Annotated in this window: 23 protein-coding genes; 20 read left to right on the plus strand and 3 right to left on the minus strand. The window is 47.3% G+C overall.

Translation table 11 applies throughout. The annotated features are described in order from the left end of the window. The 10 genes from VLX91_15950 to VLX91_15995 form a co-directional block, all read left to right on the plus strand. On the plus strand, positions 1 to 1,355 hold a 1,355-nt coding region (locus VLX91_15950; protein ID HUI31702.1), incomplete at its 5' end, for a sugar transferase. 62 nt (positions 1,356 to 1,417) lie between these two features. Next, entirely contained in the window at positions 1,418 to 2,170 is a 753-nt protein-coding gene (locus tag VLX91_15955; protein HUI31703.1) for a polyprenol monophosphomannose synthase, read from the plus strand. Then, entirely contained in the window at positions 2,167 to 4,131 is a 1,965-nt protein-coding gene (locus VLX91_15960; protein ID HUI31704.1) for a glycosyltransferase, read from the plus strand. Before VLX91_15955 ends, VLX91_15960 begins: the two co-directional genes overlap by 4 nt. Before the next feature lie 118 nt (positions 4,132 to 4,249). Then, the gene (locus tag VLX91_15965; protein HUI31705.1) at positions 4,250 to 4,864 is read left to right on the plus strand and encodes a TetR/AcrR family transcriptional regulator; all 615 of its coding nucleotides are present in this window, start codon (positions 4,250 to 4,252) and stop codon (positions 4,862 to 4,864) included. Continuing rightward, positions 4,861 to 5,877 (plus strand): efflux RND transporter periplasmic adaptor subunit, encoded by a 1,017-nt coding sequence (locus tag VLX91_15970; GenBank protein ID HUI31706.1) that lies wholly within the window; start codon positions 4,861 to 4,863, stop codon positions 5,875 to 5,877. Before VLX91_15965 ends, VLX91_15970 begins: the two co-directional genes overlap by 4 nt. Positions 5,878 to 5,924: 47 nt before the next feature. Beyond that, positions 5,925 to 6,833 carry an ABC transporter ATP-binding protein gene (locus VLX91_15975; GenBank protein HUI31707.1) on the plus strand — a complete coding sequence of 303 codons (909 nt, stop codon included), beginning with the start codon at positions 5,925 to 5,927 and terminating at the stop codon, positions 6,831 to 6,833. A gap of 72 nt (positions 6,834 to 6,905) precedes the next feature. Further along, positions 6,906 to 8,294, plus strand: coding sequence for a TolC family protein (locus tag VLX91_15980; protein HUI31708.1), 1,389 nt, complete (start codon positions 6,906 to 6,908; stop codon positions 8,292 to 8,294). A 28-nt stretch (positions 8,295 to 8,322) separates the two neighbouring features. After that, positions 8,323 to 9,249 carry an ABC transporter ATP-binding protein gene (locus tag VLX91_15985; GenBank protein HUI31709.1) on the plus strand — a complete coding sequence of 309 codons (927 nt, stop codon included), beginning with the start codon at positions 8,323 to 8,325 and terminating at the stop codon, positions 9,247 to 9,249. Positions 9,250 to 9,294: 45 nt separating this feature from the next. Next, positions 9,295 to 10,425, plus strand: coding sequence for an ABC transporter permease (locus VLX91_15990; protein ID HUI31710.1), 1,131 nt, complete (start codon positions 9,295 to 9,297; stop codon positions 10,423 to 10,425). Between the two features lies 1 nt (position 10,426). Further along, complete coding sequence (locus VLX91_15995) at positions 10,427 to 11,563, plus strand: ABC transporter permease (protein ID HUI31711.1); 1,137 nt, start codon at positions 10,427 to 10,429, stop codon at positions 11,561 to 11,563. Positions 11,564 to 11,647: 84 nt separating this feature from the next. Here the strand turns inward: VLX91_15995 and VLX91_16000 are convergent, their stop codons facing one another. Beyond that, positions 11,648 to 12,178: a CBS domain-containing protein gene (locus VLX91_16000; protein HUI31712.1), complete on the minus strand. Its 531-nt coding sequence runs from the start codon at positions 12,176 to 12,178 to the stop codon at positions 11,648 to 11,650. A 231-nt stretch (positions 12,179 to 12,409) separates the two neighbouring features. Between VLX91_16000 and VLX91_16005 the strand changes: the two genes are divergently transcribed. The 10 genes from VLX91_16005 (at position 12,410) to VLX91_16050 (ending at position 23,386) form a co-directional block, all read left to right on the plus strand. Beyond that, positions 12,410 to 13,573 carry an acyl-CoA dehydrogenase family protein gene (locus VLX91_16005; GenBank protein ID HUI31713.1) on the plus strand — a complete coding sequence of 388 codons (1,164 nt, stop codon included), beginning with the start codon at positions 12,410 to 12,412 and terminating at the stop codon, positions 13,571 to 13,573. A gap of 14 nt (positions 13,574 to 13,587) precedes the next feature. Next, positions 13,588 to 15,054, plus strand: a complete 1,467-nt coding sequence (gene guaB, locus VLX91_16010; protein ID HUI31714.1) for an IMP dehydrogenase — start codon at positions 13,588 to 13,590, stop codon at positions 15,052 to 15,054. A 47-nt stretch (positions 15,055 to 15,101) separates the two neighbouring features. Further along, on the plus strand, positions 15,102 to 16,199 hold the full coding sequence (locus tag VLX91_16015; protein HUI31715.1) for an aminopeptidase P family protein: 1,098 nt from the start codon (positions 15,102 to 15,104) through the stop codon (positions 16,197 to 16,199). A 23-nt stretch (positions 16,200 to 16,222) separates the two neighbouring features. Then, the gene (locus VLX91_16020) at positions 16,223 to 17,539 is read left to right on the plus strand and encodes a glycosyltransferase family 4 protein (GenBank protein HUI31716.1); all 1,317 of its coding nucleotides are present in this window, start codon (positions 16,223 to 16,225) and stop codon (positions 17,537 to 17,539) included. Continuing rightward, a complete protein-coding gene (gene purD, locus VLX91_16025; protein HUI31717.1) occupies positions 17,536 to 18,834 on the plus strand; it encodes a phosphoribosylamine--glycine ligase in 1,299 nt (432 codons plus the stop codon). The genes VLX91_16020 and purD overlap by 4 nt, the downstream gene beginning before the upstream one ends. Beyond that, entirely contained in the window at positions 18,831 to 19,802 is a 972-nt protein-coding gene (gene galE, locus VLX91_16030; protein ID HUI31718.1) for a UDP-glucose 4-epimerase GalE, read from the plus strand. The genes purD and galE overlap by 4 nt, the downstream gene beginning before the upstream one ends. Continuing rightward, complete coding sequence (meaB, locus tag VLX91_16035) at positions 19,766 to 20,755, plus strand: methylmalonyl Co-A mutase-associated GTPase MeaB (GenBank protein ID HUI31719.1); 990 nt, start codon at positions 19,766 to 19,768, stop codon at positions 20,753 to 20,755. The genes galE and meaB overlap by 37 nt, the downstream gene beginning before the upstream one ends. A gap of 63 nt (positions 20,756 to 20,818) precedes the next feature. After that, positions 20,819 to 21,961 (plus strand): acyl-CoA dehydrogenase family protein, encoded by a 1,143-nt coding sequence (locus VLX91_16040; protein HUI31720.1) that lies wholly within the window; start codon positions 20,819 to 20,821, stop codon positions 21,959 to 21,961. Positions 21,962 to 22,044: 83 nt separating this feature from the next. Further along, the gene (apbC, locus tag VLX91_16045) at positions 22,045 to 23,133 is read left to right on the plus strand and encodes an iron-sulfur cluster carrier protein ApbC (protein ID HUI31721.1); all 1,089 of its coding nucleotides are present in this window, start codon (positions 22,045 to 22,047) and stop codon (positions 23,131 to 23,133) included. A gap of 7 nt (positions 23,134 to 23,140) precedes the next feature. Further along, on the plus strand, positions 23,141 to 23,386 hold the full coding sequence (locus VLX91_16050) for a NifU family protein (GenBank protein HUI31722.1): 246 nt from the start codon (positions 23,141 to 23,143) through the stop codon (positions 23,384 to 23,386). A gap of 29 nt (positions 23,387 to 23,415) precedes the next feature. Here the strand turns inward: VLX91_16050 and VLX91_16055 are convergent, their stop codons facing one another. Both VLX91_16055 and VLX91_16060 read right to left on the minus strand, forming a co-directional pair. Continuing rightward, positions 23,416 to 24,114, minus strand: coding sequence for an ATP-binding cassette domain-containing protein (locus VLX91_16055; GenBank protein ID HUI31723.1), 699 nt, complete (start codon positions 24,112 to 24,114; stop codon positions 23,416 to 23,418). 4 nt (positions 24,115 to 24,118) lie between these two features. Further along, positions 24,119 to 24,922 carry a class I SAM-dependent methyltransferase gene (locus VLX91_16060; GenBank protein ID HUI31724.1) on the minus strand — a complete coding sequence of 268 codons (804 nt, stop codon included), beginning with the start codon at positions 24,920 to 24,922 and terminating at the stop codon, positions 24,119 to 24,121. Between the last annotated feature and the right edge of the window lie 4 nt (positions 24,923 to 24,926).

Genomic DNA, 24,926 nt, shown 5'->3' on the forward strand with positions numbered 1-24,926 from the left:
ACTTCCTTACTTTAACCATCGCCAATGGCTTTTATTACTATATCCGTGTTCGCAGCGGTATCTTCCGTGTGATTACGATTCCGGATTTTTGGGGCCCGATAATAACGCTTTCGCTTCTTACAATGTTTGTATTTTGGTTCTGGGGACTTTATAGGTATTCTCGATTGCACTCCCGGCTGGATGAGTTCTTGACGGTTGTGAAGGCATCTTCATTTGCAGTCCTTCTTCTTTTCTTTGCAATTTTCTTTGATGACATCACGACCGGTCAGGTTGCTCACTTTCGACTTATGGTGGTTGCCTACTGGACGTTGGTTGTGTTTTGCGCCGGCATCGGACGAGTACTGCTGAGGACTTTTCAGCGCAATCTAATAATTAGAGGATACGGTCTCCATAATGCACTGATAGTCGGGGCCGGCAGAAGAGCTTTAGATGTTTACAATTTGTCCATGAGATATAAGGCGCTCGGTTATAAGCCGGTTGGATTTGTTTCCACAGGTGAATTCGTGCCTGATGGTCTCCCGGCTCCTATCATTAGCACCCTGGATAATCTGACGATCGCAATCCGTAATTCAAATATTCAGGAGGTCATCGTTGCTCTCGAAGAAAGCGAGAGGGAACAGCTCTACAGAATAATGTCCGAGGTAAACGGTGAGAATATCTCGATCAAAATAGTTCCTGACTTGCACGATGCGGTCTCTGGCCAAGTGAAAGTCGGTCAGTTGTATGGGTTCCCGTTTATTGAAATCATGCCTCAGCTCATGCAGCCATGGGAAGAAGCCACTAAGAGAACGATAGATGTCCTTTTCTCGTTTCTCGTTTTGGCACTCGGATCTCCGCTTTGGGTTTTGGTAGCGTTGGCAATACGATTGGAATCCAAAGGGACGGTTATATATAAGCAGGATAGAGTAGGTCAGGAAGGTCGCAGCTTTACGCTCTATAAGTTTCGCTCAATGTATGAAAATGCTGAGAAGCATACCGGTCCTACTTGGGCCGACAGAAATGATCCTAGGATAACACATGTCGGAAGAATTCTCAGAAGAGCTCATATCGATGAGATTCCTCAATTCTTTAATGTCCTGAAAGGGAACATGAGTTTGGTTGGTCCGCGGCCAGAGAGGCCATTTTTTGTGGACCAGCTTTCTGCACAGATCCCGTTGTACAGGCGAAGATTGAAAGTAAGGCCCGGCATAACTGGATGGGCACAGATAAAACATTCGTACGACCAGAGTGTTGATGATGTGAAAATCAAACTGCAATTTGACCTGTTTTATATTGAAAACATGTCCCTCAGGATGGATTTTAAAATCGCCATTAACACAATCTTTCACATGATTTCAGGAAAGGGGCACGCATAACGAGAGATAAATTTTGAACTATGTCACTTAAACTTTAATATTGTATAGAATCATTAACCAGCATGCAGATAAAATCTCCAGGTAAGACACTTGTAATTATTCCGACCTATAACGAAGCGGAGAATATTGACAGGGTTATCGCTCAAACTTTGGATTCGAGCCCTGAGGTTTCAATCCTGGTGATCGATGACAATTCACCGGATGGAACTTCAAGGATAGTCGAAGACATTTCAAAGCGGGATAGCCGAGTGTATCTTTTGAGTCGTACGAGTAAATCCGGATTGGGAACCGCTTACGTTGCCGGCTTCCGTTATGCTATCATAAATGGCTATGACTATGTCATGGAGATGGATGCCGATCTTTCCCATGATCCCGCTGATATCCCCAGGTTCCATGAAGCATTGATGAATCACGCAGATGTTGTCGTCGGTTCTCGCTACGCATTCGGAGCCTCCGTGCTTAATTGGCCAATGAAACGACTCCTGTTGAGTTACGGCGGCAATATTTTTGCGCGCGTCGTGACGGGAGTGCCGGTCCACGACATGACTGCCGGTTTCAAAGCCTTCAAGATTGATGTCCTTAAGTCGGTGAATTTAGGTTCTATTCGTTCAAATGGCTATGCATTCCAGGTAGAGATGAATGTCCGGGCTTATAGGGAAGGCTTCAAAATTATGGAAATACCGATTGTCTTCACCGAGAGACGTGAAGGCACAAGCAAGATGTCCAAGAAGATAGTCTTCGAAGCGATGAAGATTGTTTTGATACTCGGTCTGGGAAGAGTTCTGAAATTTTTGAAGCGGCGCAAGAGTCGATGACCAAGGTCTCGGTAATAATTGTAAGTTATAATGTCAGAGAATTTCTCGAAAACTTACTCGCATCTTTGCGGCACTCACTTGTCGGCTTGGATTCGGAGATTATAGTGGTTGACAACTCTTCTGATGATGACACGGTCGAGTTTGTGAAAAGAGATTTTCCCGAGGCGAAGATAATAGAAAATCGGACCAACGTCGGATTCGGTAAGGCGAATAATCAGGGCGCTAAAATCGCCAAGGGGGAATATCTTTTGATAATAAATCCGGACGCTGTAGTTCAGGAAGACACAGTGAAAGAAATGATTGATTTCATGGCTGCACATCCGGAAGCCGGCGCGGCGAGCTGCAAGGTATTGAACGCCGACGGCACTTTACAGAAATCATGCAGGAGAGGATTTCCGACACCATGGGTTGCATTCACAAGAATTTCCGGCCTGAGCATCCTTTTTCCTCGCACAAAGACTTTCGGAAAATATAATCTCACGTATTTGGATCCCGAAAAGGTTCACGAGGTGGACGCGATCGGTGGAAGCTTCATGTTCATTCCAAGACGGGTTTTCCTGGAGGTAGGGGGATTCGACGAGGCCTATTTCATGTACGGTGAAGACATCGATCTCTGTTACAAAATCAAGCAAGCAGGGTATAAAGTCTACTATACCCCCCAAACGACGGCGATACATTTCAAAGGCGAAAGCACGAGACGCAGCAGCATTAATCAGACTTACGAGTTTTACCGGGCGATGAATGTATTTGTCGAAAAACGATATGGTACTGGAACGTTACTTTCGCGGCTGTTGAATGGTGCGATTATTATTAACCGACAAACTCGGACGTTCATGAATTTTGTTGTGAAAATATCTCCCATGCTGGCTGATTTCTGCACCGGTGTAGTTGCCGTTTTTGTCGGGGAATTTTTTAAGGCACACCGCATCTTTGAGATACCGGGATACGGCCGCCCGTTTGTTTATTTTGGCCCCGCAGTCGCCTTCATTTTATTCGGCGCGGGATTTGGAATCTACGGAGAAAATAAGTTTTCCGTCAGGCTTTCTTTCCTGAGCACGCTCCTGACTTTCCTGCTGTTTTCGTCGCTGACATATTTCTTCAAGGAATTTGCTTTCTCAAGATTGATAGTCCTGGTTGCATGTTTCATCATGGCGGTAATCATACCCGGTTGGCGCCTGCTCTATCAACTGAAGACTTCAGTGGGTCCGAAAAGGCACCCGGTATTCGGGAGGAGAACTCTTGTTGTCGGCACAGACGAACGCGCCGTGGAACTGATAAGGAAAATCCGCGCCAAGATATCGATGGGTTATGAAATAGTGGGCATCGTATCGGAACTGCCGCTGCTGGAGACACGAATCTTAGGAATCAGAATCGTAGGAGCTTTGTCCGAGTTGCCGCAGATTATTTGGGAAAGAAAGATAGATGAAGTGATCTTTGCATCGGGAAAAATATCTTACTCACAAATGCTCCAGACAATATCAAATGTGAATAAGTCCGGCGTGAGTTTGAAACTTGTTCCGGATACCATAGATGTCATTGTCGGAAAGACTTATGTTGACGGTTTAGCGGATGTCCCGCTTCTCGATATTGACTACAATATCAACCGGACAAGGAATAAAGTTCTTAAGAGAGTATTTGACGTTTTGTTCGCTGTCGCAGGCATGATCTTGTTATGTCCGGTCGCATTAGTCAAGCGGTCGAACTCGATACGGAGAGTGTTTGAAAAACTTCCCGGTGTAATAAAGGGAGAACTGTCCGTCGTGGGGTGTTCGGAATATTATCCACAGGGAAACGAAAAGATTTTCGGAAAGGTTGGTATAACAGGCGTAGTTCAGTTAAACCGCGGGCAATTCCTTTCAGATGAAGAGGTCGAGAAGCTCTATGTCTACTACGCGAAGAACCAATCGTTCTGGCTGGATCTGGAGATAATAGCAAAGAGTTTTCTTCAGATGTTCCGCTAAGGTAAGACTCCTTACTCACCTCAATTCTCTCGCATTGGCGACGTGGAAATAGCTGAGGGCAAGCCATCCGAATAATCTGTGATAGGTGGTCAATGATCTCCGAATTTCATCCTTGACATTGGAAACTCAATACACTAAATTAGTTTCCATGGTTACGGACGAGAGCGAAATAAAACAAGAGATAGTCGACTTGGCTTACCGCAAGTTCAGTCAGCATGGCTTTAGAAAAGTCACGATGGACGAAATCGCTGCCGAGCTCGGAATAAGCAAGAAGACTGTCTATAAGCATTTTGAAAGCAAAGAGGCAATCCTTGAGGAGATAGTTGAACAGCGAATCAAACGCGGCCAGGAAGCCCTTAAGTCGCTTCTTTCCGCGGATGGTTCCGTCGACGAGCGAATCAAACAGGTCGCTGAAATGTTTCCCAGGATCGTCGATCCGGATTGGCAAAGGTTGATTTCCGGCGTCGTACACACCGTGCCGTCGGTCGCCAGGAAAATCCAGACGATTTTAAAATATTTTATCACTGAAGTCGTCCCTAAGATATTGAGGGAAGGTCAAAGAGAAGGCACTGTCAGGAAAGACTTGAATGTCGACCTATTTACCGTTGCTTACTTAGGAGCCGCCAAAGAAGTTTTCAACTCGGATTTTCTTCAAAAGCATCCGGTCACTGAAGAAGTAATTCCAAAACAATTGATGAAGATTTTTATGGAAGGAGTTTTGGTCAGAAAATGAACCGTGTAAATTGGCAGAGTTTAGAGCGTGGGAAGCATGAAGTTGTTGATATGATGGTCGCCATGGTAGCGTGTGCCGTTACGGCTTCATTCATTGGTTGTGGCTCCAATTCAAGTAAGAACCGGGTCGACGCGACGGGAACCATTGAAGCTACCGAAAGCTCAATTGCTGCTCAAGTGCCGGGTCGAATTCTCAAAATGAATTATGAAGAAGGCGCAATCATGAAAAAGGGGGACACGCTCGCTGAGATCGACCATCGCACATTTCAACAGCAAGTCAATCAGGCGCAGGCTGCTTATGAAATGGCAAGGCAGCAGTATGATTTACTGGTGAAAGGTGCACGAAGCGAGGACTTGCGAGTAGCCGAAGAGTCGGTGAAACAGGCCGAAGCAAATTTCAATCTGGCAAAACTCGCGCTCGACAGGACGCAGAAACTTTTCAGGGATCACAGCGTCTCGCAATCACAGATGGATGCGGCTCAAACGCAATATGATGTGGCCTCCGCACAGATGACATCCGCTCAGCAAAATCTTGAAAAGGTGCAGCATTTCGCCAGGCCTGAAGAAATTCGTTCCGCTGCAGCTCAAGTTCAGCAGGCGCAGGCCATGCTTAACAGTGCTCAAATTTCATTTCAGCGCTCGTATGTTACGTCGCCTTACGATGGCACAGTTCTGGAGAAACTTGTCGAGATTGGAGACTATGCGAACATCGGGACACCGATCTATACCATATCGGATTTGCAGACGATGAAGATGACCGTTTACGTAAGCGAAGTTGACCTCGCAAGAGTTAGACTTGGCGACGATGCGAAAGTGCTTCTGGACGGTCTGCCGAATCATCCCTTCGATGGAAAAGTGATTTATATTTCCCCGACTGCAGAGTTTACTCCGAAGAACGTGGAGACGAAAGAAGATCGGATCAAATTGGTTTTTGCTGTAAAGATCGGAATAGCGAATCCTGAAAATTATTTGAAGGCGGGTTTACCTGCCGATGCAGCTATTTATACGAAATAACGACCCGTATCGGACAGAACTCATCGACTGATCACCGGTAGCTAAAAATGTTTATTCAGATACAAAATCTCACGAAAAAATATGGAGACCTCGTCGCAGTTGACAATGCCTCGCTGGCGATAAATCGCGGAGAACTTGTCGGAATTATCGGGCCCGACGGCGCAGGCAAAACGACGTTCATGCGGATGCTTGCAGGGGCTTTGACGCCGAGCAACGGAAGCATGGTGATCGACGACAAAACTTTTAAAGAAAATCGCCAGGAGTTGAAAGAAGAAATCGGCTATCTGTCGCAGGTGAGTCAGGCTTACGGCGATTTGACTGTATGGGAGAATATCGAGTTCTTTGGAAAAATCCACCATGTCAAAGATTGGCAGGAGCGGGGAGAAAAACTTCTCGAGTTTGCTCGTCTGAACAACTTTAAAGTCCGTTTGGCCGATCAGCTTTCCGGCGGAATGCGGCAGAAACTCGGAGTTTGTTGCGCGGTTATTCATCAGCCGAAGATTCTAATTTTGGATGAACCGACGACCGGGGTCGACCCCGTATCGCGAAGGGAGCTCTGGTTGATACTTGCGGCGTTCTTGAAAGATTCAATGACGATATTGATCTCCACGCCGTATCTCAACGAAGCGGAGCGCTGCAACAGGGTTGCGTTGTTTAACCAGGGCAGACTTCTGAGATATGATACCGTGACGGCATTGACTTCGGAAACATCGCTGATGGTCTTTGAAATACATTCGGAAAATTTAAGCAAGGCATACGACGTGGTTTCAAAATTTGGTTTTGTCGATAACGTCACAATACTTGGCGACAGGATAGATTTTGTAGCGGATCATTCTTCGGAAAGTAACATAGGATCTGTCTTAGATGAAGTGCGGAAAGTAGTCGATCCGAACGCGGAGATGAAACAAATCGGCGCATCGCTCGACGATATTTTTACTAGTATGATAAAAGAATAGTTTTCAGTGGCCATTCGTTAACTGAACGCCATGTACCGAAAACTGAATACTGAAGAAACGGAGGAAATAAAAGTGGAAAAAATATTTTTGATAATTGTCGGTTGTTTGATATTGTCCATCGGCTATCAGCCATCAGCCGCGTACGCCCAGGAACCGCTGACTTTGCAGGACGCAATTCAAATTGGATTGGAAAATTCCAAGTCCCTCAAGATATCCGAGCTCAATGTTGATTATGCCCAGGAGAAATCCAGTGAGGTCAATGCAAATCGCTGGGCCAATCTGTCTTTCAAAGGTGGATACACTAGACTGTCCACTATCCAGCCATTCGATCTTACAATACCTCAAGGGGCTTTTGGCACAATACCTGCTGGAGTTCTCGGCCCTAATCCGGTTCCTTTTCCGAACTCGAACGTATCATACCCTCTTTACTCAAACGTTTATAATTATTACAACTTACAACTGCAGCTTCAGCAGCCTCTTTTCACGGGACTCCAGCTTGAGAACTCTGCGAAGGCCGCCGAGAGAACCGCCGAGGCGACAGCCTTCGACTCAAAAGCAGATAAGTCGAATTTGAGAGTACAGATCGCGACAGCATACTGGAATCTTTTTCAGGCTTTCGAAGCACAGCAGTTCATGCAAGAAAATTTGGACAGGACAAATTTGCATTATCAACAGGCACAGGACATGTTGAACCAGGGGATGCTGACTCAGAGCGATGTGCTGAGCGCGAAGGTGCAGGTTTCGAACGCCCAGTTGATGCTACTTGATGCACAGAACAACCTGAGATTGGCAGCGGTGGCATTGAACAACGTCCTCGGAGTGCCGTTGAACACCGAGTACAAAATCACATCCGTTCCTCAGACAGGCGACACGACCATGCAGGATATAAGTGCACTTCTGCAGGCGGCTCTAGAAAACCGAAATGAGCTTCAATCTCTGAAGTTGAAGGAAGAAGCAGCCGACGCTGCCGTTGCGGCCGCCTGGGGAGGATATCTTCCACAAATAGCATTGGTCGGCGATTATTATTATCAGCGTCCGAATCAGAGGATTCAGCCGCCGATAGACGCGTTCAAGGATACTTGGGATGCCAGTGTTCAAGTCAGCCTCCCTATCTGGAATTGGGGACAGACTGAATCAAAAGTCGATGAGGCCAGAGCTCAGAGAGAGCAGGCAGAATGGGCGCAGAAGCAGGCCGCCGATGCGGTATATCTCGATGTAACTCAAAGCTATCTCAACTTCAAACAGGCGAAGGATAAAATCGCTGTGGCACAAACCGCGGTAAATGATGCGGAAGAGAGTTATAGGATATCCGACCAGAAATTCAAAGTCGGTCTGGTAACGAATACCGATTTGATGGATGCGGAGATTGCGTTGCTGCAGGCGAAGTTGAATTACACTCAAGCACTCACCGGTTTGGAAATCGCGCGGGTGAGCTTGGAAAAAGCAATCGGTCAATTATAAGCCAAAATCTTCTGAGGCTGAACTAGAAATGTCATTAGCGATAAAATCTACGAATCTTACGAAAACATTCGGAAGCTTTACCGCGGTGGATGCGATTTCGTTCGAGGTCGAAGAAGGGAAAATCGTCGGCTTCATTGGCGCGAACGGAGCCGGAAAGACTACGACCATAAAGATGCTGTGTGGACTTACTAAACCGACGTCCGGTGAAGCCATGGTTGCGGGTTATGACGTAGCGCACCATCCCGAGCAGGTCCGGCAAAGCATCGGCTATATGTCGCAGAGATTTTCGCTGTACCATGATCTGACGGTAAGAGAGAATATAGAATTTTACGGCGGCGTCTACGGACTCCGCAACAACGAACTGAAAAAAAGGCTGGATTGGGTCGTGGAGGTCGCTGATTTGAAAGGGAGAGAAGACATTTTGACGAAGGATCTCCCGCTCGGATGGAGACAGAGGCTTGCGCTGGGATGTGCGGTATTGCACGAGCCGAAAGTCGTCTTTTTAGATGAACCGACAAGCGGTGTCGATCCGGTAATTCGGGACAAATTCTGGCAATTGATCGGCAGGCTCTCTCAAGAGGGAGCGACTATTGTCGTTACCACTCATCATCTTGAAGAAGCGGAGTTCTGTGAAAGCATTATTATGATGCATCTCGGAAAAATCGTAGTGCAGGGATCGCCGGAAACGATTAGGAAGCAGTTTTCCAATTTACCTTTGTTTGAAATTGAAACTCTGCAGGCGCTGCGGGTTTTTAATTTGCTTGAACCGGAGCCATGGATTTCGGAGGCAGCAGTTTTCGGAGGGAGCGTTCATGTCTACGCCGAGGGGAACGATCCAATCGGTGCCATCGAACGACTCTTGAAGAAAAACCAGATCGAAAAATACACGATCGCGAAGGCCGCCCCGACACTTGAAGACATTTTCATAAATGCGAACAAAGCCGGGGTGAAGTGATAAAGACGCAGCGGCATAAAATAGAGTTGTGTATTATTCAATTTTATGTTTGAAAATATACTGACAATTTACACAAAAGAGTTCCGCCAGCTTAAACGCGACAGGTTGACCCTCGCAGCAATTATTTTTACGCCTGTGATGATGCTCCTGCTGTATGGATACGCACTCAATTTCGACGTAAAGCACGTGAGGCTGGGCCTGCTTGATGAATCGCATTCGAAAGAAAGTCGGGAATTGGCTCAGAAGTTTTTCAGCACGGAATATTTCGATTTCGCGGGAAATGTGCCGGAAGAACCTGCGATTGATAAATACATCCAGGACGGGAAGGCTGCGGCCGTTATGGTCATTCCCCGGGACTATGCGAAAGACATCTTGCTCGGTCGGAGCACGGAAATACAAATTGTGGTCGATGGAACAAATTCAAACAACGCTACCATCATTTTGGGCTACGTCGATGGAATAGTTCAGAACTATTCCCAGGATTTGACGGTGAATTATATGAATCAAAAAGGCTTTTCAATTTCACCGGGAGCGATAGATTTTCGGCCGAGAGTCTACTATAATCCGGAATTGCAAAGTATGAAGTACCTCGTGCCGGGTCTCGTGGCTTTTATCTTGATGGTGCTGACGATGCTGGTCCCCGCAATTTCAATCGTGCGTGAAAAGGAACGCGGCACCATGGAACACATTCTTCTTGCGCCCGTGAGATCGTTGGAAGTAATACTCGGGAAAACGTTCCTATATTTTATTTTGTCTTTATTGGCGACGGTCGCAGTGATCACAGTCGGTGTCATCCTTTTCGGGATACCGATAAGAGGGAGTATTTTTCTGCTTGGATTCGTGACCATTCTATTCTTGATTGCTAGTCTCGGAATAGGAATTCTTATATCGACGGTTACGGTAAACCAGGCGCAAGCCTATTTGGCTGCCGGGGCACTTGGATTTTTGCCGAACATGATCCTGTCGGGATTTATTTTCCCGATCAGTAGTATGCCCTTCTGGCTGCGATGCATAACTTATATTTTTCCCGGGCGATACTTCATCGCTTCGTTGAGGGCGATACTGCTGAAAGGTGCGGGTATCCTGAGTATTTGGGACCAGATCTTACCTATGGTTCTCATTCTTGTCATCGTGCTCATAACTGCATCGAGACGTATGGCGACGAAAGGTATCTGACATGAAAAGAGTGTTTCACGTTGTAAGAAAAGAATTTCTTCAAATGAAAAGAGACCGCAGAATGGTCGGAATGCTTTTCGCGGCCCCGATCCTTCAGCTGGTTCTTCTCGGATATGCTGCTTCGCTGGATATAAAGAATATACCTATGGTCGTCTGCGACCTGGATAACAGTAAACAAAGCAGAGAGTTAATCGAGCATTATTCCGGTTCCGGATATTTCAACCTGGTCGGCAATACACAGGATATTAACGACATAGACAGCTACTTCCAGAGCGGCAGGGCGGGAATCGCTCTTATAGTCCCTGTTAACTTTGGCCGCGACTTATTAGCTGGAAGGAATCCGCAGCTTGCAGTGGCTGCCGATGGATCGGATTCGAACACCGGTGGAATAGGTTTGAGCTACGCAAGCAACATTGCCTTGAGCTATGCGCGGAGCATACTGGTACAACGTGCAGAAAAGCTCAATGTTATAAAAAATCCCGACGATCTGCCGCAGGTGAGTGCACAGACAAGATCCTGGTATAATCAAGATTTGAAGAGCGTGTATTTCATGGTGCCGGGTGTCCTTGTAATGGTATTGATGCTGGTTATGACTGTTATCAGCGCCATGGCGATAGTAAAGGAAAAAGAAGCCGGCACGATCGAGCAGATAGTTGTTACGCCGCTGAGCGATCTGGAATTTATTCTCGGGAAGATGATCCCGTTCACGGCGACAGGGTTTATCCAGGTATCTCTGGTTCTCATCGTTGCTGTTTTCTTTTTCAAGATACCGTTGACAGGAAGCCTCCCTGCCCTGCTTTCGTTGAGTATTCTGTTTGTTATCGTAGGTCTTGGTCTTGGAATATTTGTCTCCTCAATCTCAAAAACTCAGCAGCAAGCAACGATGACGGCTCAATTCTTATTATTGTTTCCGATGCTGATACTCTCCGGATTCATATTTCCCATAGAGAATATGCCGAAGTTTTTTCAGTACCTGACTTATTTAATCCCGATGAGATACGCGCTTGAAATTGTGCGCGGAATATTTTTGAAGGGAGATAGCTTCGGTGACCTTATCCCGCAAACCATTGCACTACTCATCATCGGCAGCGTCGTTCTTTCGTTGAGTGTGAACAGGTTCAGAAGGTCACTGAGATGACATCGCCGGCGATCTACAATCGATGATTTACGATCCTGTATCGCGGGCACACATCGTGAGTCTTCGATATCAAATCTTTAATTCTTACGCGCCCTCGCGCTCGGTCGTGGTTCGCAGACGTCTTGTCGGTATATTAAGGACATCTTCCGGAAAATATTCAGAGAGGAATGCGACTGCATCCTTAATTGAAATGACTCCAATCGGTTCACTTCTCTCATTTACAATAGGAATGTGCCTGTATCCGTCGATGTGCATCAGATTCAACGCATGCCCGATCGAATCATCCATCTGCAGACTTTCCGGATCCTCCGTCGAAAAGTCGGAGACCGCGATGCTTTTGAGGTCATTCAATTTGCCGGCCACTTTATATAATAAATCCCTCTCGGTAAAAATACCCGTGAGTTTGTTTGATTCTGCCAAAAGCACGCAGCCTATCTTGTGTCTCTGCATCTCCTCAACGACTTTTTGAACTGGAGTCGAAGGGGGAACAGCTATTGCTTCCTGAAGCTTCAATGCTTTTATCGGCAATCTGAGAACCTCATTTGATAGCACCTTCGCACGCCGCCGTGGGTCTTCGTACATCTCTTGAAGCTCATCGTTCAATTCTTCTGTCATGGTGCTCCTCCGTCATTAAATCAGAAACGAAATTCAAACTTCTTGCATTTAGAAGCTAAAGAATTCGGAATTGAATTTCAAATTTCATGTTCGAAAATATCTTGAAGGCGGCGCTCGGCCGTCTCCTTGATTTTCTTTGATTTCTTGGTTAATATTTTGTCTAGTTCAGTCCGCTTAATGCGGATTTTTAGTAATTAACGAAATGCTCCTACCCACTATGTTGAGATCGTGATGTTCGGCGGCGTCGACTATTTCAAAACCGAAGATCTTCTATCCACGGAAGAGAAGCTGATCAGAGACGCCGTGCGAGACTTCGTGTCTCAGGAAATAACTCCGATTATCGAAATGCATTATCGAGAAGGAACATTTCCGGTTCATCTCGTCAAGAAGATGGGCGAACTCGGATTCCTCGGCTCAACTCTTCCCACGAAGTACGGCTGCGCAGAACTCAACAATATCTCATATGGACTAATCATGCAGGAACTCGAACACTGCGATTCGAGCATCCGGAGTTTTGTGTCCGTGCAAAGCAGCCTTGTCATGTACCCGATTTTTGCGTTCGGCTCCGATGCGCAAAAGGAATATTGGCTGCCGCGGCTGGCAAAAGGGGAGGCGGTCGGCTGCTTTGGTTTGTCGGAACCCGATCACGGCTCGGATCCGGGGGCTATGATTACTCATGCAGAGAAAAAGGGTGACGGATATATCTTAAACGGGGCAAAGATGTGGATTACGAACGGGACAATTTCCGACGTTGCCGTCGTGTGGGCGAAACTCGACGGCAAGATTAGAGGTTTTCTGGTCGAGAAAGGCACGGCGGGATTCTCTGCGCCTGAAATGAGAGGTAAGCATTCTCTCCGGGCGTCGATCACAAGTGAACTCGTTTTTCAAGATTGCGAAATACCCGGCAAAAATCTTCTGCCGGAATCGGACGGATTGAAATCCCCGTTGATGTGCCTCGATCAGGCTCGCTACGGAATCGCTTGGGGAGCAACCGGTGCAGCAGCGGCGTGTTACGAGACGGCTTTGAACTATGCGAAATCGAGAATTCAATTTGGCAAACCTATCTCTGCATTTCAGATGACTCAAGAGAAGCTGGTATTCATGCTGACGGAAATAACCAAAGCTCAGCTTTTAAATTATCAGCTCGGAAGGTTAAAAGACCAGGGGAAAGCAAAGCCTTCACAGATTTCCATGGCCAAGCGGAACAATGTCCATTTTGCGCTGGAGATCGCTCGTGTTGCAAGAACCATTCTCGGTGCAAACGGGATCCTGGATGAATATCCGATCATGCGCCACATGGCAAACCTTGAGAGCGTCTATACTTACGAAGGTACCCACGATATTCATACATTAATTATCGGAAATGATATTACAGGAAATCAAGCCTTCACTTGATGGAGAAAATCTAAATGAAAATTGGAAGAAAGATTACCGGCGATGCATTGACGTTTGACGATGTCCTCTTAATTCCGAATTATTCCACCGTCCTGCCGCGTGAAACGGATGTGCGGACGCGCTTGACGAAAAAAGTCTGGCTTAATATTCCTCTTGTCAGCGCTGCTATGGATACCGTCACAGAAGGAGAACTCGCCATTGCGCTTGCGCGTGAAGGCGGCATCGGGATCATTCACAAGAATTTTTCCATCGAGCAGCAGGCAAAGGAGGTTTCTCTTGTAAAGCGCTCGGAAAGCGGAATGATCGATGATCCGATCAAGCTGGAACCCGATCGACCAATCCGTGAAGCCGTTGCCTTGATGAATCAATATCATATTTCCGGTATTCCTATCGTGAATGGAGAGCGACTCGTCGGCATTCTTACAAATAGAGATTTGCGATTCGTCGATGACCATGACCGGAAAATCAGCGAGTACATGACGAAAGACCATCTTGTTACCGCGAGGGTCGGCACTACACTGGAGGATGCCGAGAAAATTCTCCAGAAGCATAAAGTGGAAAAGCTTCCTGTTGTAGATTCGTCAGGCAGGCTGCGTGGCATGATAACTTACAAAGACATTCAAAAGAAAAAGAGCTTCCCGAATGCCTGTAAAGATGGACGGGGCAGACTGCGCGTCGGAGCAGCCGTCGGAGTGAAATCGGAAACGGTGGAGCGTGTTGAAGCTTTAGCTAAAGCCGGGGCGGACGTCGTCATTGTCGATACGGCTCATGGACACTCCCGCGGTGTCATAAACATGGTGAGGGAATTGAAAAAGAAATTTCCGCAATTGCAGTTAGTTGCCGGGAATGTCGGGACGCGTGATGGCACGGTCGAATTGATTAAGGCAGGTGTCGATGCGGTGAAAGTGGGAATTGGACCGGGCAGCATTTGCACGACCCGCGTCGTGGCAGGCATCGGGATTCCGCAAATAACTGGTGTAATGGAATGCGCCGCCGCTGCTGCCAAATATGACGTACCGATAATCGCCGATGGTGGAATTAAACAGACGGGCGATATTGCGAAAGCAATCGCGGCCGGTGCGGACTCCGTGATGATCGGAAATTTGTTTGCAGGCGTGGAAGAAAGCCCCGGTGAGAAAGTTCTGTACGAAGGGAGAGCTTACAAAACTTATCGCGGCATGGGTTCGCTTCAAGCGATGAAGGCCGGGAGCAGCGATAGATATTTTCAGGATGTTGAGGACGACATAAAAAAGCTTGTTCCCGAAGGAATCGAAGGACGGGTTCCATATCGAGGTCCACTCAGCGACACGGTTTATCAGATGGTGGGGGGACTGCGAGCGGCAATGGGCTACGTAGGGTGCAAGAACATTCAAGAGTTGAAAAAAAATGGAAGGTTTGTGAGGATAACTTCTGCCGGACTCACAGAGAGTCATCCTCATGATGTCGATATAGTTCAAGAGGCTCCTAACTACCGCGTATGACATACTCGGATAGCTCGGTCCTCAGTTCGAATCTCCAGAAGCAATCATTGGCTTCGATAAAGAGTCTCCAAACGTACATCCGCAAGAATCGCCTGGACGCCTTCTTTCTTGCCGACATTTCGAATGTCAGGTATCTCACGACGTTCAGCGGCACAGCCGGGTTTTGTCTTGTTTTCTCCGACGCCGCCTATTTCCTGACGGATTTTCGCTACAAAGGCCAGGCGAAAGAGGAAGTAATCAGCTGTAAGATAGAAATTTTCAGCGGGAAGCTTTTCGATTACCTTGGCAGAAATTTTTTCAGGACGCGGGCGCGGAAACAATTCTCTGTAGGAATAGAAGATACTCTCTCGATTGATGCACATTCGAAACTGAGCGAGGTGTTGCAAAACTGCAGACTTGTAAAAACAAGCGGCGTTGTCGAGAAACTTGCTTCAGTCAAATCTGAACCGGAGGTCGAAAGGATTAAGAATGCCTGCTCGGTTAGCGGAACCGCACTTGACCTTCTAGTTCAAGAAAACTGGCTGGGAAAGAGGGAAAAAGATTTGTCCGCGACTCTCGAATTCAACCAGAAGATCCTCGGCGCATCGAAAGAGTCGTTTGATACAATTGTGGCCGGAGGACCGCGAGGCGCGTTGCCTCATGGTGTTGCGTCCGATAGAGGGATTGAAGACAACGAGTTTGTCACGATTGATTTTGGATGCGTCTATGATGGATATTCATCCGATATCACGAGGACATTTCAAACAGGTTCGCGGATCAATGCGAAGCTGGAAAAGATTTTTCAAGTGGTTTATGATGCCCAAAGGAAAGGGATTGATGCTGCACATCCAGGCACTGCAGCCCGGAAGGTTGACAAAGCTGCCAGAGATTACATTGAAAAGAAAGGTTACGGCAAATATTTCGGCCATGGTCTAGGCCATGGCATTGGACTGCGGGTTCATGAGTTGCCGAGAATATCCAAGATCAGTGAAGATGTGCTCGAGGTAGGGAACGTCATCACGATCGAACCCGGCATTTATATCCCGAAATTAGGAGGAGTAAGAATCGAGGACGATTTCCTCGTGACGAAAGACGGACTCGAACAACTTTCACATTTTTCAAAAGATAGGGACTACTATTTAGCTCATGGCTCGTGGATGCCATAGCGATACGAAAGGATTTCAAATGAATGGCAAATAAGGTACTGGTTGTGGCCTATTATTTCCCGCCGATGGGATTGAGCGGCGTTCAGAGAACACTCAAGTTTGTCAAGTATTTGCCGAATTACGGCTGGGAGCCCACCGTTTTGACTATCACGCCGACGGCGTATTACGCTTTAGACTACGGTATGCTGCGCGAACTTACCGAAAGTAATGTCAGAACCGTCAGGACAAATTCGCTCGATCCAACTCGACTTTTCGAGAGTGGGAAACCGGTTAAGATGCCGCACGAGAAGCTCAGAAATTTTTTCAGCGCGATAAGTCAGGCAATCTTCCTTCCGGACAACAAAATCGGATGGAAGCATGAAGCGATTAAGGCCGGAAGAAAACTTCTTCAACAGGAAGAGTTTAACGTCATCTTCTCGACAGCGCCTCCTTATACCTGCCATCTTATCGGTGCAGCGCTGTCAAAGGAATTCAGTGTACCTCTTGTCGTAGATTTCAGGGATTCATGGGTTGATAATCCTTTACATTTCTACCTCACCCCGTTGCACAAATTGATGCACCAGATACTCGAAAAGAAGGTGTTGAAGACTTCAAATCGAATAATTACGATCAATCGCAGAATAAAAGAGCTGATGCTTCGTCGTTATCGGTTTCTCAACTATAATGACATCGCTATAATCCCGCAAGGTTACGATCCGGAAGATTTTCACGTCGATAACCCGCTCAAGCTGCCGGTCTCCAAGCGAATGAGATTCACGTATGCCGGCACATTTTATCGCAATCGAACGCCGAAATATTTCCTTCGGGCATTATCGGAAGTTGTGAAGGAAAATCCGAAATTGAAAAGCAAGATTGAAGCTGTTTTCATCGGGAAATTCAGGAAAGAGAATCTTACAATGGTTGAATCGCTCGGGCTGGCTGACGTTGTCAAGGTTTTCGGATACTTAGATCATAAATCCACGGTCAGGTATTTGATTACCAGCGATGTGTTATGGATGACGATCGGCAACGGGAAGGGTGAAGATCAGATATCAACCGGAAAACTTTATGAGTACGTCGGAAGCAGGAAACCAGTACTTGGACTTGTCCCAGATGGCATTGCAAAAGCCACGATACTCGAATCCGGCGCAGGAAAGGCACTGGATCCTGATGATGTTCCTGGAATTAAAAAGGCCATTCTGGAGTACTATGAATTGTGGGAGAAAAGGGCGCTACCTGAGATTTCCATCGAGTTTGCGCAAAATTTTGATCGAGTAAGATTGTCGGGAGAGCTTGCGCGCGAGTTGGCATTTCAGCTCGATTACAGGGGATCTTATGTTAAAGTAGGAGTTGAAAAATGAAAGTTCTTGTCGTGGGAAGCGGAGGCCGTGAGCACGCAATCGTGGATGCAATAGTGCGTGACAAGGACGTGCAAGTTTATTGTGCTCCGGGAAATGCCGGGATAGCTGAGCAAGCAGAGATAGTTGAGTTGAAACCAAACGATGTTGCCGGATTGTTCAAATTTGCACGTGATAACAAAATTGATCTCACCGTTGTAGGTTCCGAACAGCCGCTTGCAACCGGAATGGTTGACGCCTTTCAGGATCGGAAGAAAGTCATTTTCGGCCCGCGGCGACTTGCTGCACGACTTGAGACAAGTAAAGTGTTCGCAAAGGAATTTATGAAGAGATGGAAAATTCCTACCGCGATGTCCAAGACGTTTTCGTCAAGAGACGGAGAACCACTTTCGACGTATCTTTCTAAAAGCAAATATCCGCTGGTATTGAAGGCTGACGGCCTGGCAGCGGGCAAAGGCGTTTCTATAGTGGATTCCCTCAAACAGGCGAAGGAAGAGGTCGAAAAATTCTTCGTGAAGAAGATTTTCGGCGAAGCTGGTGAAAGAATCGTCGTTGAAGAATTTATGTTTGGCGTCGAGGCTTCCGTGTTTGCAGTCACCGACGGTACAGATTATGTGGTGCTTCCCCCCGCACAGGATCACAAGCGAATCGGAGATGGCGATACCGGAAAAAATACCGGCGGCATGGGATCAATTGCTCCCACTCCCTTTCTGGATGAAACCACGATGCGAAAAGTAAGGGAGGACATAATTGAGAAGGTAATTCGAGGCACATCAGAAGAGGGTTTTCCTTACTCCGGGTGCCTGTATTGCGGCTTGATGTTGACAAAGGATGGTCCGAAAGTGGTTGAATTCAACGCCAGGTTTGGGGATCCTGAAACCCAGACGGTCCTTCAGCTGATTGACTCGTCTTTTCTCGATCTGTTGTATTTTGCTTCCACCAAAAGGATGCGATCTTATCGACTTAAAACCAACGGGGCGGCGTCTGTGTGTGTCATAGCAGCATCAAAGGGATATCCTGACGAATATGAAAAAGGGAAATCAATATCGGGTCTGGAAAAACATCATGCGGGTATCAGGGTTTTTCATTCCGGTACAACTTTAGCCGGCGGAAAATATGCGACTAACGGAGGAAGAGTGCTCGGAGTTACGGCAACAGACAAGGGAGGTAAAGTGTCCGTCGCTGCGCAACTAGCTTATGCTCGTGTGAGAGAAATTCATTTTGATGGAATGTACTTCAGGCATGATATCGGGCGGAACGCAATAGAATTTGAAAAAAGAGAGAAGATCAACAAATGAAGATTCTTGTTACGGGCGGCGCCGGATACATCGGGTCTATTTGCACGGAGGAGATACTGAATGCTCGACATCAGGTCACTGTTTACGATAATTTATCCGAAGGTCACAGGTCAGCTGTCGATTCACGGGCAGATTTTATTCTCGGCAAGCCTGAGGAGCCGGGCGACGTGCTCAACGCTGTCAAATCATGTCGGCCGGATGCCATCATGCACTTTGCTGCGAGTGCCCTTGTAAGCGAATCGATGGCGAATCCAAAGAAATATTTTCACAATAACGTGGTCAACGGTATCAAACTGTTAGATGCAGCAGTGGAATGCGGGGTGAAAAAATTTGTTTTCAGTTCAACTTGCGCCACCTATGGGCCACCGGATCGAGTACCGATGACTGAAGATCTGCCGCAGCATCCGATAAACCCGTACGGCGAATCGAAATTAATGTTTGAGAAAATCCTAAAATGGTACAGTGGAGTCTACGGGTTGGAGTTTGTGGCGTTCAGATATTTTAACGCCGCGGGTGCGACCGAAAAATACGGGGAACACCATAGGTATGAGACTCACCTTATACCGAATGTGCTAAATGTCGTTCTCGGCAAGGGACCGCATTGTGAAATCTTTGGTACCGACTATCCGACTCCCGATGGAACCTGCATTCGAGATTACATACATATCATCGATCTTGCACAAGCCCACATGCTCGGACTTGAACCGGGGAAACAGGGTTTCTATAATCTCGGGAATGGGGACGGCTACTCCGTGCGCCAAGTCATCCAGACATGCGAGAAGGTCACCGGCAGAAAGATTCCGACCGTCGAGAAACCGCGAAGGGAAGGTGATCCGCCCCGATTGGTCGCATCTGCTGAAAAGGCAATCCGCGGGCTCGGTTGGAATCCGAAATACACCAAGCTCGAAGACATCGTCGCGACATCATGGTCATGGCACAAAAACTTTCCAGACGGTTATCCGGACTGATGATCGACGATGTTTTTTTGCAGAAATTATTTTCTTCAGATAAACGGACCGTTGCTCGTGCGATTTCTATTGTAGAGGACCAAGAAGACTCAGCGTTAGAACTATTGGAGAAAGCACATGATAGATTTGGGCATGCCTATAGAGTTGGGGTTACCGGACCTCCCGGTGCGGGGAAAAGCACGATCGTAAGCAAGCTCGCGAAAATAATTAATGACAAAGGGAAAAAAGTCGGAATAATCGCCGTCGATCCGACAAGTCCTTACACCGGGGGAGCTTTGCTGGGAGATCGTATCAGAATGATGGAGCTAAGCTCGCGTGACGGAATTTTCATAAGGAGCATGGCAACGCGTGGCAGCCTTGGCGGACTGAGCAGGACCTCGCAGCAAGCCGCGGATGTTCTCGACGCGGCGGGATATGATTATGTATTCCTAGAAACCGTCGGCGTGGGACAGTCGGAGCTTGACATCGTGGAGGCAGCGGATACCACGGTGGTTATCCTCACCCCTGAATCGGGCGATTCCATTCAGGCGATGAAGGCCGGCTTGATGGAGATTGCTGACTTTTTCGTAATAAATAAAGCGGATAGACCGGGTACCGATCAGTCGGTCAGTGCCATTACCACCATCCTTCAAATTTCGTCTAGTCAAAATAAATTTGAGAACGGATGGCAGCCGTTTGTTGTTAAGGCTATTGCGTATGAGAACAAAGGCATCGACGAAATCACAAAGGGAATCGAGAAGCACAGTGATTATCTCCGAAGAACGGGTCGCCTTAGCGCAAAGCGAAAAGGGAGAGTGCGGAAATCGATCATTGAGATGGTAGACCAGGATCTTCATGACCGATGTTGGACGAGCGAACGTCTTTCGGAGCTGGATGAGAAGTTAGACCTCGTCACTTCACGCAAAATGTCGCCCTTCCAACTCGCGCAAATAATATTGAGGAAAACTCTCTAACAAGAGAAGCCGCCTTGTCTTGACAAAATCGGGACGGGGTATCAGCAGACGGAGGAATCGAGTATGGATTTCAAACTCGCGCCTGAAAACCAACAGGTGCGTCAACTGGCACGGGAATTCGCCGAAACGGAAATAAAGCCTGTGGTGATGAAGTACGATGAGACGCAGGAATTCCCTCTTGGGATTATCAAAAAGCTTGGCGATCTTGGCTTCATGGGGGTGACTTTCCCCGAAGAATACGGCGGAGCCGGACTCAGCTACCTCGGCTATTGCACCGTCATTGAAGAGATCGCGAGAGTCGATCCTTCCGTTGCCTTGTCCGTAGCGGCGCATAACGGACTCTGCACGAGTCATATTTACAATTTTGGGTGTGAAGAACTCAAAAGAAAATATTTACCGGATTTAACCTCTGGTCTAAAAATAGGTGCATGGGGATTAACTGAACCTACAAGCGGAAGCGATTCCGGTTCGCTGCGAATGACAGCCCGCAGGGACGGCGACTACTTCGTGCTTAATGGCACAAAGCAATTTACGACCCACGGAACGGTCGGCGACATCGCGGTGGTAATGGCTCTGACGGATCCATCGGGAGGTAAGAAGGGGATCAGCGCCTTTGTTGTAGAGAAAGGGACAAAGGGTTTCTATTCTGGGAAAAAAGAGAATAAGCTCGGAATGCGGGCCAGTGACACCTCGACAATGGTGTTCCATGATGCTGCAATTCCTAAAGAAAATCTCATAGGTCTCGAAGGAGAGGGGTTGAAACAGGCATTGAAAGTGCTGGATGCGGGACGAATCGGCATTGCCGCTCTAGCTGTCGGCGTTGCTCAGGGAGCATTTGACGCAAGTGTGAAATATGCCAGGGAGCGGGTTCAGTTCGGGAGACCGATCGGCGAGTTCCAGGCAATCCAATGGAAAATCTCCGAGATGGCGACGAAGATCGAGGCAGCAAGATTGCTGACGTATAAAGCCGCTTTTCTAAAGGACAAAGGCAAGAGCATCAGCCTTGCCTCTGCAACAGCAAAGTACTATGCGAGCGAAGTTGCGGTCAAAGCGACTGATGATGCCATTCAGATCCACGGAGGTTACGGTCTCATAAAGGACTTTCCGGTCGAGAAGTTCTATCGGGATGTCAAGCTCCTGACGATCGGAGAAGGGACGAGTGAAGTTCAAAAGACGGTAATTGCAAGGAATATAATAAAAGTATAGTGGTACAGCTTATCGGCGAGATTCGTGGGATTGAAAAGAACGGTACCGATAGCTAACTTTTACATGATACAGAGGAAAGTTTAATGACTCAAAATGAAATATTATCGGTACTCAAGAACATAAAAGACCCGGATCTTCACAGGGATATAGTTTCGTTGGGGTTTGTAAAAAAAGTTGACATTACGGAAAAACAAATTGACATAGAAATTCAGTTAACAACCCCGGCGTGTCCGGTGCGCGATGAATTGAAGTCGCAGACAGTCAATGAGATAAGAAAATTGGGATTCAAAGGGGAAGTGAATGTGTCTATGACAAGCCAGGTTGTTACCCATGCAAATCAGATCAGGGAACAGATACTTCCAGAAGTGAAGAACACGATCGCTGTCGCAAGTGGAAAAGGAGGAGTTGGGAAATCGACTGTTGCGGTGAACCTAGCGGTTGCGTTAGCCAAAGACGGAGCGAAAGTCGGAATTGTTGACGCGGACGTCTACGGTCCTTCTCTCCCGTTGATGCTCGGGGTGACTGATAAACCGGAAACCGAACGAATTGACGAAAAGCATTTTAAGATTTATCCGGTCGAGAAATTCGGGATTAAGTTGATGTCGATAGGATTCCTGGTCGATACAGAAACACCTATGATCTGGCGCGGTCCCATGGCAAGCGGTGCAGTGAAACAATTTCTTACCGATGTGATCTGGCAAGACCTGGATTATATGATCTTCGATTTGCCTCCGGGAACCGGCGACGTTCAGCTGACACTTGTGCAAACGATACCGCTGACCGGTGCGGTTATAGTGACGACGCCGCAGGATGTTTCTCTTGCCGACGTGCGGCGGGGCGTGCGAATGTTTCAAAAGGTAAATGTGCCGATCCTTGGAGTAATTGAGAATATGAGTTATTACATCTGTTCCCATTGCGGTCACAGGGAAGAGATCTTCAGTAACGGCGGCGGAAAAAGGACGGCCGCAAACTTCGGAGTTCCGTTTCTCGGAGAAATCCCGCTTTACACTCCAATCCGAATCGGTGGAGACACGGGCAGACCGATCATACTGATGGAACCGGAGTCCGAGCAGGCAAGCATGATACAATCGGTCGCGAGACAACTTGCCGCGCAGGTCAGCATAACTAATTTCTCCTCGGGAGAAAAGCAAAAAGTGGAAATAGAGCTGTAGTTAGAAGATGGGTTACCAGTCGGACTTAGTGGAGCGGATCAAGAGTGTTTTGAACGAGGCGAACGGATTTTTAGCAATCGACAATGGAAGTGTTGAGTTTGTGAATTTGGAACTCGACGGGATTTTGCGAGTAAAATTCTCGGGGTCATGCGCTATATGTCCATTGCGGCCTATGACGTTGCGTGCCGGTGTTGAAAGAGCCGTGCTGCTGAAGGTAAGGGAAGTAAAAAGGGTCGAGCTTGCAGTAGCGTAAGCGGCTCAACGAAGATTCTCGGAGTGCCGTTACGTCCCGGGGGTTTGGAGCGGAAATCCGTGAAGTGAAAGAGTCCCCAGCTCCTCGCATTTATAGTTCCTGATTACGATCGTCCTTGCCGGAAATTTTCTTATGACTTCATAATTATGTGTCGACAAGAGTATTGTCGTCCCTCCGAGGTTGATTTTTCTCAAGAGAGCTAAAATATCCGCCGTGGTAACCGGGTCGAGATTCCCCGTAGGCTCATCGGCCAGAACTGCGATGGGATCCTTCACAATTGCACGAGCTATCGAGAGTCTCTGCTGTTCTCCGCCTGAAAGTTCGCTGATCGGTGAATTTTTCCTGTGCATCAGCCCGACTTGATTCAGAGCTTTCGTCGCCTGCATTTTAATGTCATGGGCAGGGTAACCGACGGCGTGTAAGACAAATGTGACATTATCGAATACCGATCTATCTTCGAGAAGTTTATAGTCCTGAAAAATCACGCCGAGCCGGCGTCTGAGAAGGTGAAGTTTTCTCCTCTTGATAGTCTTTGAAGTGAACGCGTCCACCGTGATAATCCCTGAAGCAGGCGAAAGATCCATGTAGAGCAAACGCATCAATGTTGTCTTGCCGCATCCGGTCTCGCCCACGATGTAAACAAACTCGCCTTTTTCGACGGAAAGATTTACATCCGAGAAAATGAGGTGTTCGTCATAGGCGAAGGAGACATCTCTGCAATTGATCATGAAGTCATTTTGCTAAAATGAAATGAACTCTTTCTGAATTTCCATTCACCCGGAGAAGTGTGAAATCGCCGGCGGCAAATCTCTCATTGAACCCGGCATTCTTTGCGGCCTGTCTGAGTGTTTCAATATCGTATACGTACTCTTTGTGAATTTCCTCAAAAACTTTCGCGCCCCTTTTGGTTCTTATACGCGTCGTATGGGTGTTTGTCTTTGGGTCGTAGGCAGATTCCCTCTGGTAAAACACATTCTTAATCCTTCCGCGTTGAGTGAACAATTCGGGGTCAATTGTCGAATTTGGTTCAAGACTCGCATCGAAAATAAAAATTCCTTCCGGACGCAGATTAAAATAAGCATTTTTGAAAAACATTTCGAGGTCTTTTCGTTCTCCAATATAGTTAATGCTGTCGTATACACATATGATTATATCGTATTGATTTTCCGACGTGTGTGTAACCATGTCATGGTTGATGAAATTCAATCTTTGCCTGGTTTGCCGCGTCAGTTTATTGCGCGCCACATCGAGCATCTTTGCAGAAATGTCGACGCCTGTTATCTCAAAGCCGTATTTTAATAAATGAAGTGCGAGATTGCCCGTCCCGGTGCCAAGTTCGCAGAGTGATTTGCCGTTCAAGTTCGAACGACTCGTATTAACGCCCGTCAATTCCGCCAGCTGCATCAAATACTTGGCCCACCTTCTATAATCGACATCCTTCATCATGTGGTCGTAAACTATTGCAGACTCTGTGTAAGGCGGCACTGTCTCGGCATCGAGGTCGAAAAGGTCCTGGCTCCGCAGACTGGATAACAAAATC

It is taken from the genome of Candidatus Acidiferrales bacterium (genome assembly GCA_035515795.1).
Taxonomy (GTDB): domain Bacteria; phylum Bacteroidota; class Ignavibacteria; order Kryptoniales; family JAKASW01; genus JAKASW01.

What these genes read in the sequence shown, in the direction of transcription:
- VLX91_15975 (HUI31707.1), top strand. Translation starts at nt 5,925, where the DNA reads ATGTTTATTCAGATACAAAATCTCACGAAAAAATATGGAGACCTCGTC.
- VLX91_15955 (HUI31703.1), top strand. Translation starts at nt 1,418, where the DNA reads ATGCAGATAAAATCTCCAGGTAAGACACTTGTAATTATTCCGACCTAT.
- VLX91_15960 (HUI31704.1), top strand. Translation starts at nt 2,167, where the DNA reads ATGACCAAGGTCTCGGTAATAATTGTAAGTTATAATGTCAGAGAATTT.
- VLX91_15970 (HUI31706.1), top strand. Translation starts at nt 4,861, where the DNA reads ATGAACCGTGTAAATTGGCAGAGTTTAGAGCGTGGGAAGCATGAAGTT.
- guaB (HUI31714.1), top strand. Translation starts at nt 13,588, where the DNA reads ATGAAAATTGGAAGAAAGATTACCGGCGATGCATTGACGTTTGACGAT.
- VLX91_15985 (HUI31709.1), top strand. Translation starts at nt 8,323, where the DNA reads ATGTCATTAGCGATAAAATCTACGAATCTTACGAAAACATTCGGAAGC.
- VLX91_16050 (HUI31722.1), top strand. Translation starts at nt 23,141, where the DNA reads ATGGGTTACCAGTCGGACTTAGTGGAGCGGATCAAGAGTGTTTTGAAC.
- VLX91_16040 (HUI31720.1), top strand. Translation starts at nt 20,819, where the DNA reads ATGGATTTCAAACTCGCGCCTGAAAACCAACAGGTGCGTCAACTGGCA.
- VLX91_15995 (HUI31711.1), top strand. Translation starts at nt 10,427, where the DNA reads ATGAAAAGAGTGTTTCACGTTGTAAGAAAAGAATTTCTTCAAATGAAA.
- VLX91_16005 (HUI31713.1), top strand. Translation starts at nt 12,410, where the DNA reads ATGTTCGGCGGCGTCGACTATTTCAAAACCGAAGATCTTCTATCCACG.
- apbC (HUI31721.1), top strand. Translation starts at nt 22,045, where the DNA reads ATGACTCAAAATGAAATATTATCGGTACTCAAGAACATAAAAGACCCG.
- VLX91_15990 (HUI31710.1), top strand. Translation starts at nt 9,295, where the DNA reads ATGTTTGAAAATATACTGACAATTTACACAAAAGAGTTCCGCCAGCTT.
- VLX91_16000 (HUI31712.1), bottom strand. Translation starts at nt 12,178, where the DNA reads ATGACAGAAGAATTGAACGATGAGCTTCAAGAGATGTACGAAGACCCA.
- VLX91_16020 (HUI31716.1), top strand. Translation starts at nt 16,223, where the DNA reads ATGGCAAATAAGGTACTGGTTGTGGCCTATTATTTCCCGCCGATGGGA.
- meaB (HUI31719.1), top strand. Translation starts at nt 19,766, where the DNA reads ATGGCACAAAAACTTTCCAGACGGTTATCCGGACTGATGATCGACGAT.
- purD (HUI31717.1), top strand. Translation starts at nt 17,536, where the DNA reads ATGAAAGTTCTTGTCGTGGGAAGCGGAGGCCGTGAGCACGCAATCGTG.
- VLX91_16055 (HUI31723.1), bottom strand. Translation starts at nt 24,114, where the DNA reads ATGATCAATTGCAGAGATGTCTCCTTCGCCTATGACGAACACCTCATT.
- galE (HUI31718.1), top strand. Translation starts at nt 18,831, where the DNA reads ATGAAGATTCTTGTTACGGGCGGCGCCGGATACATCGGGTCTATTTGC.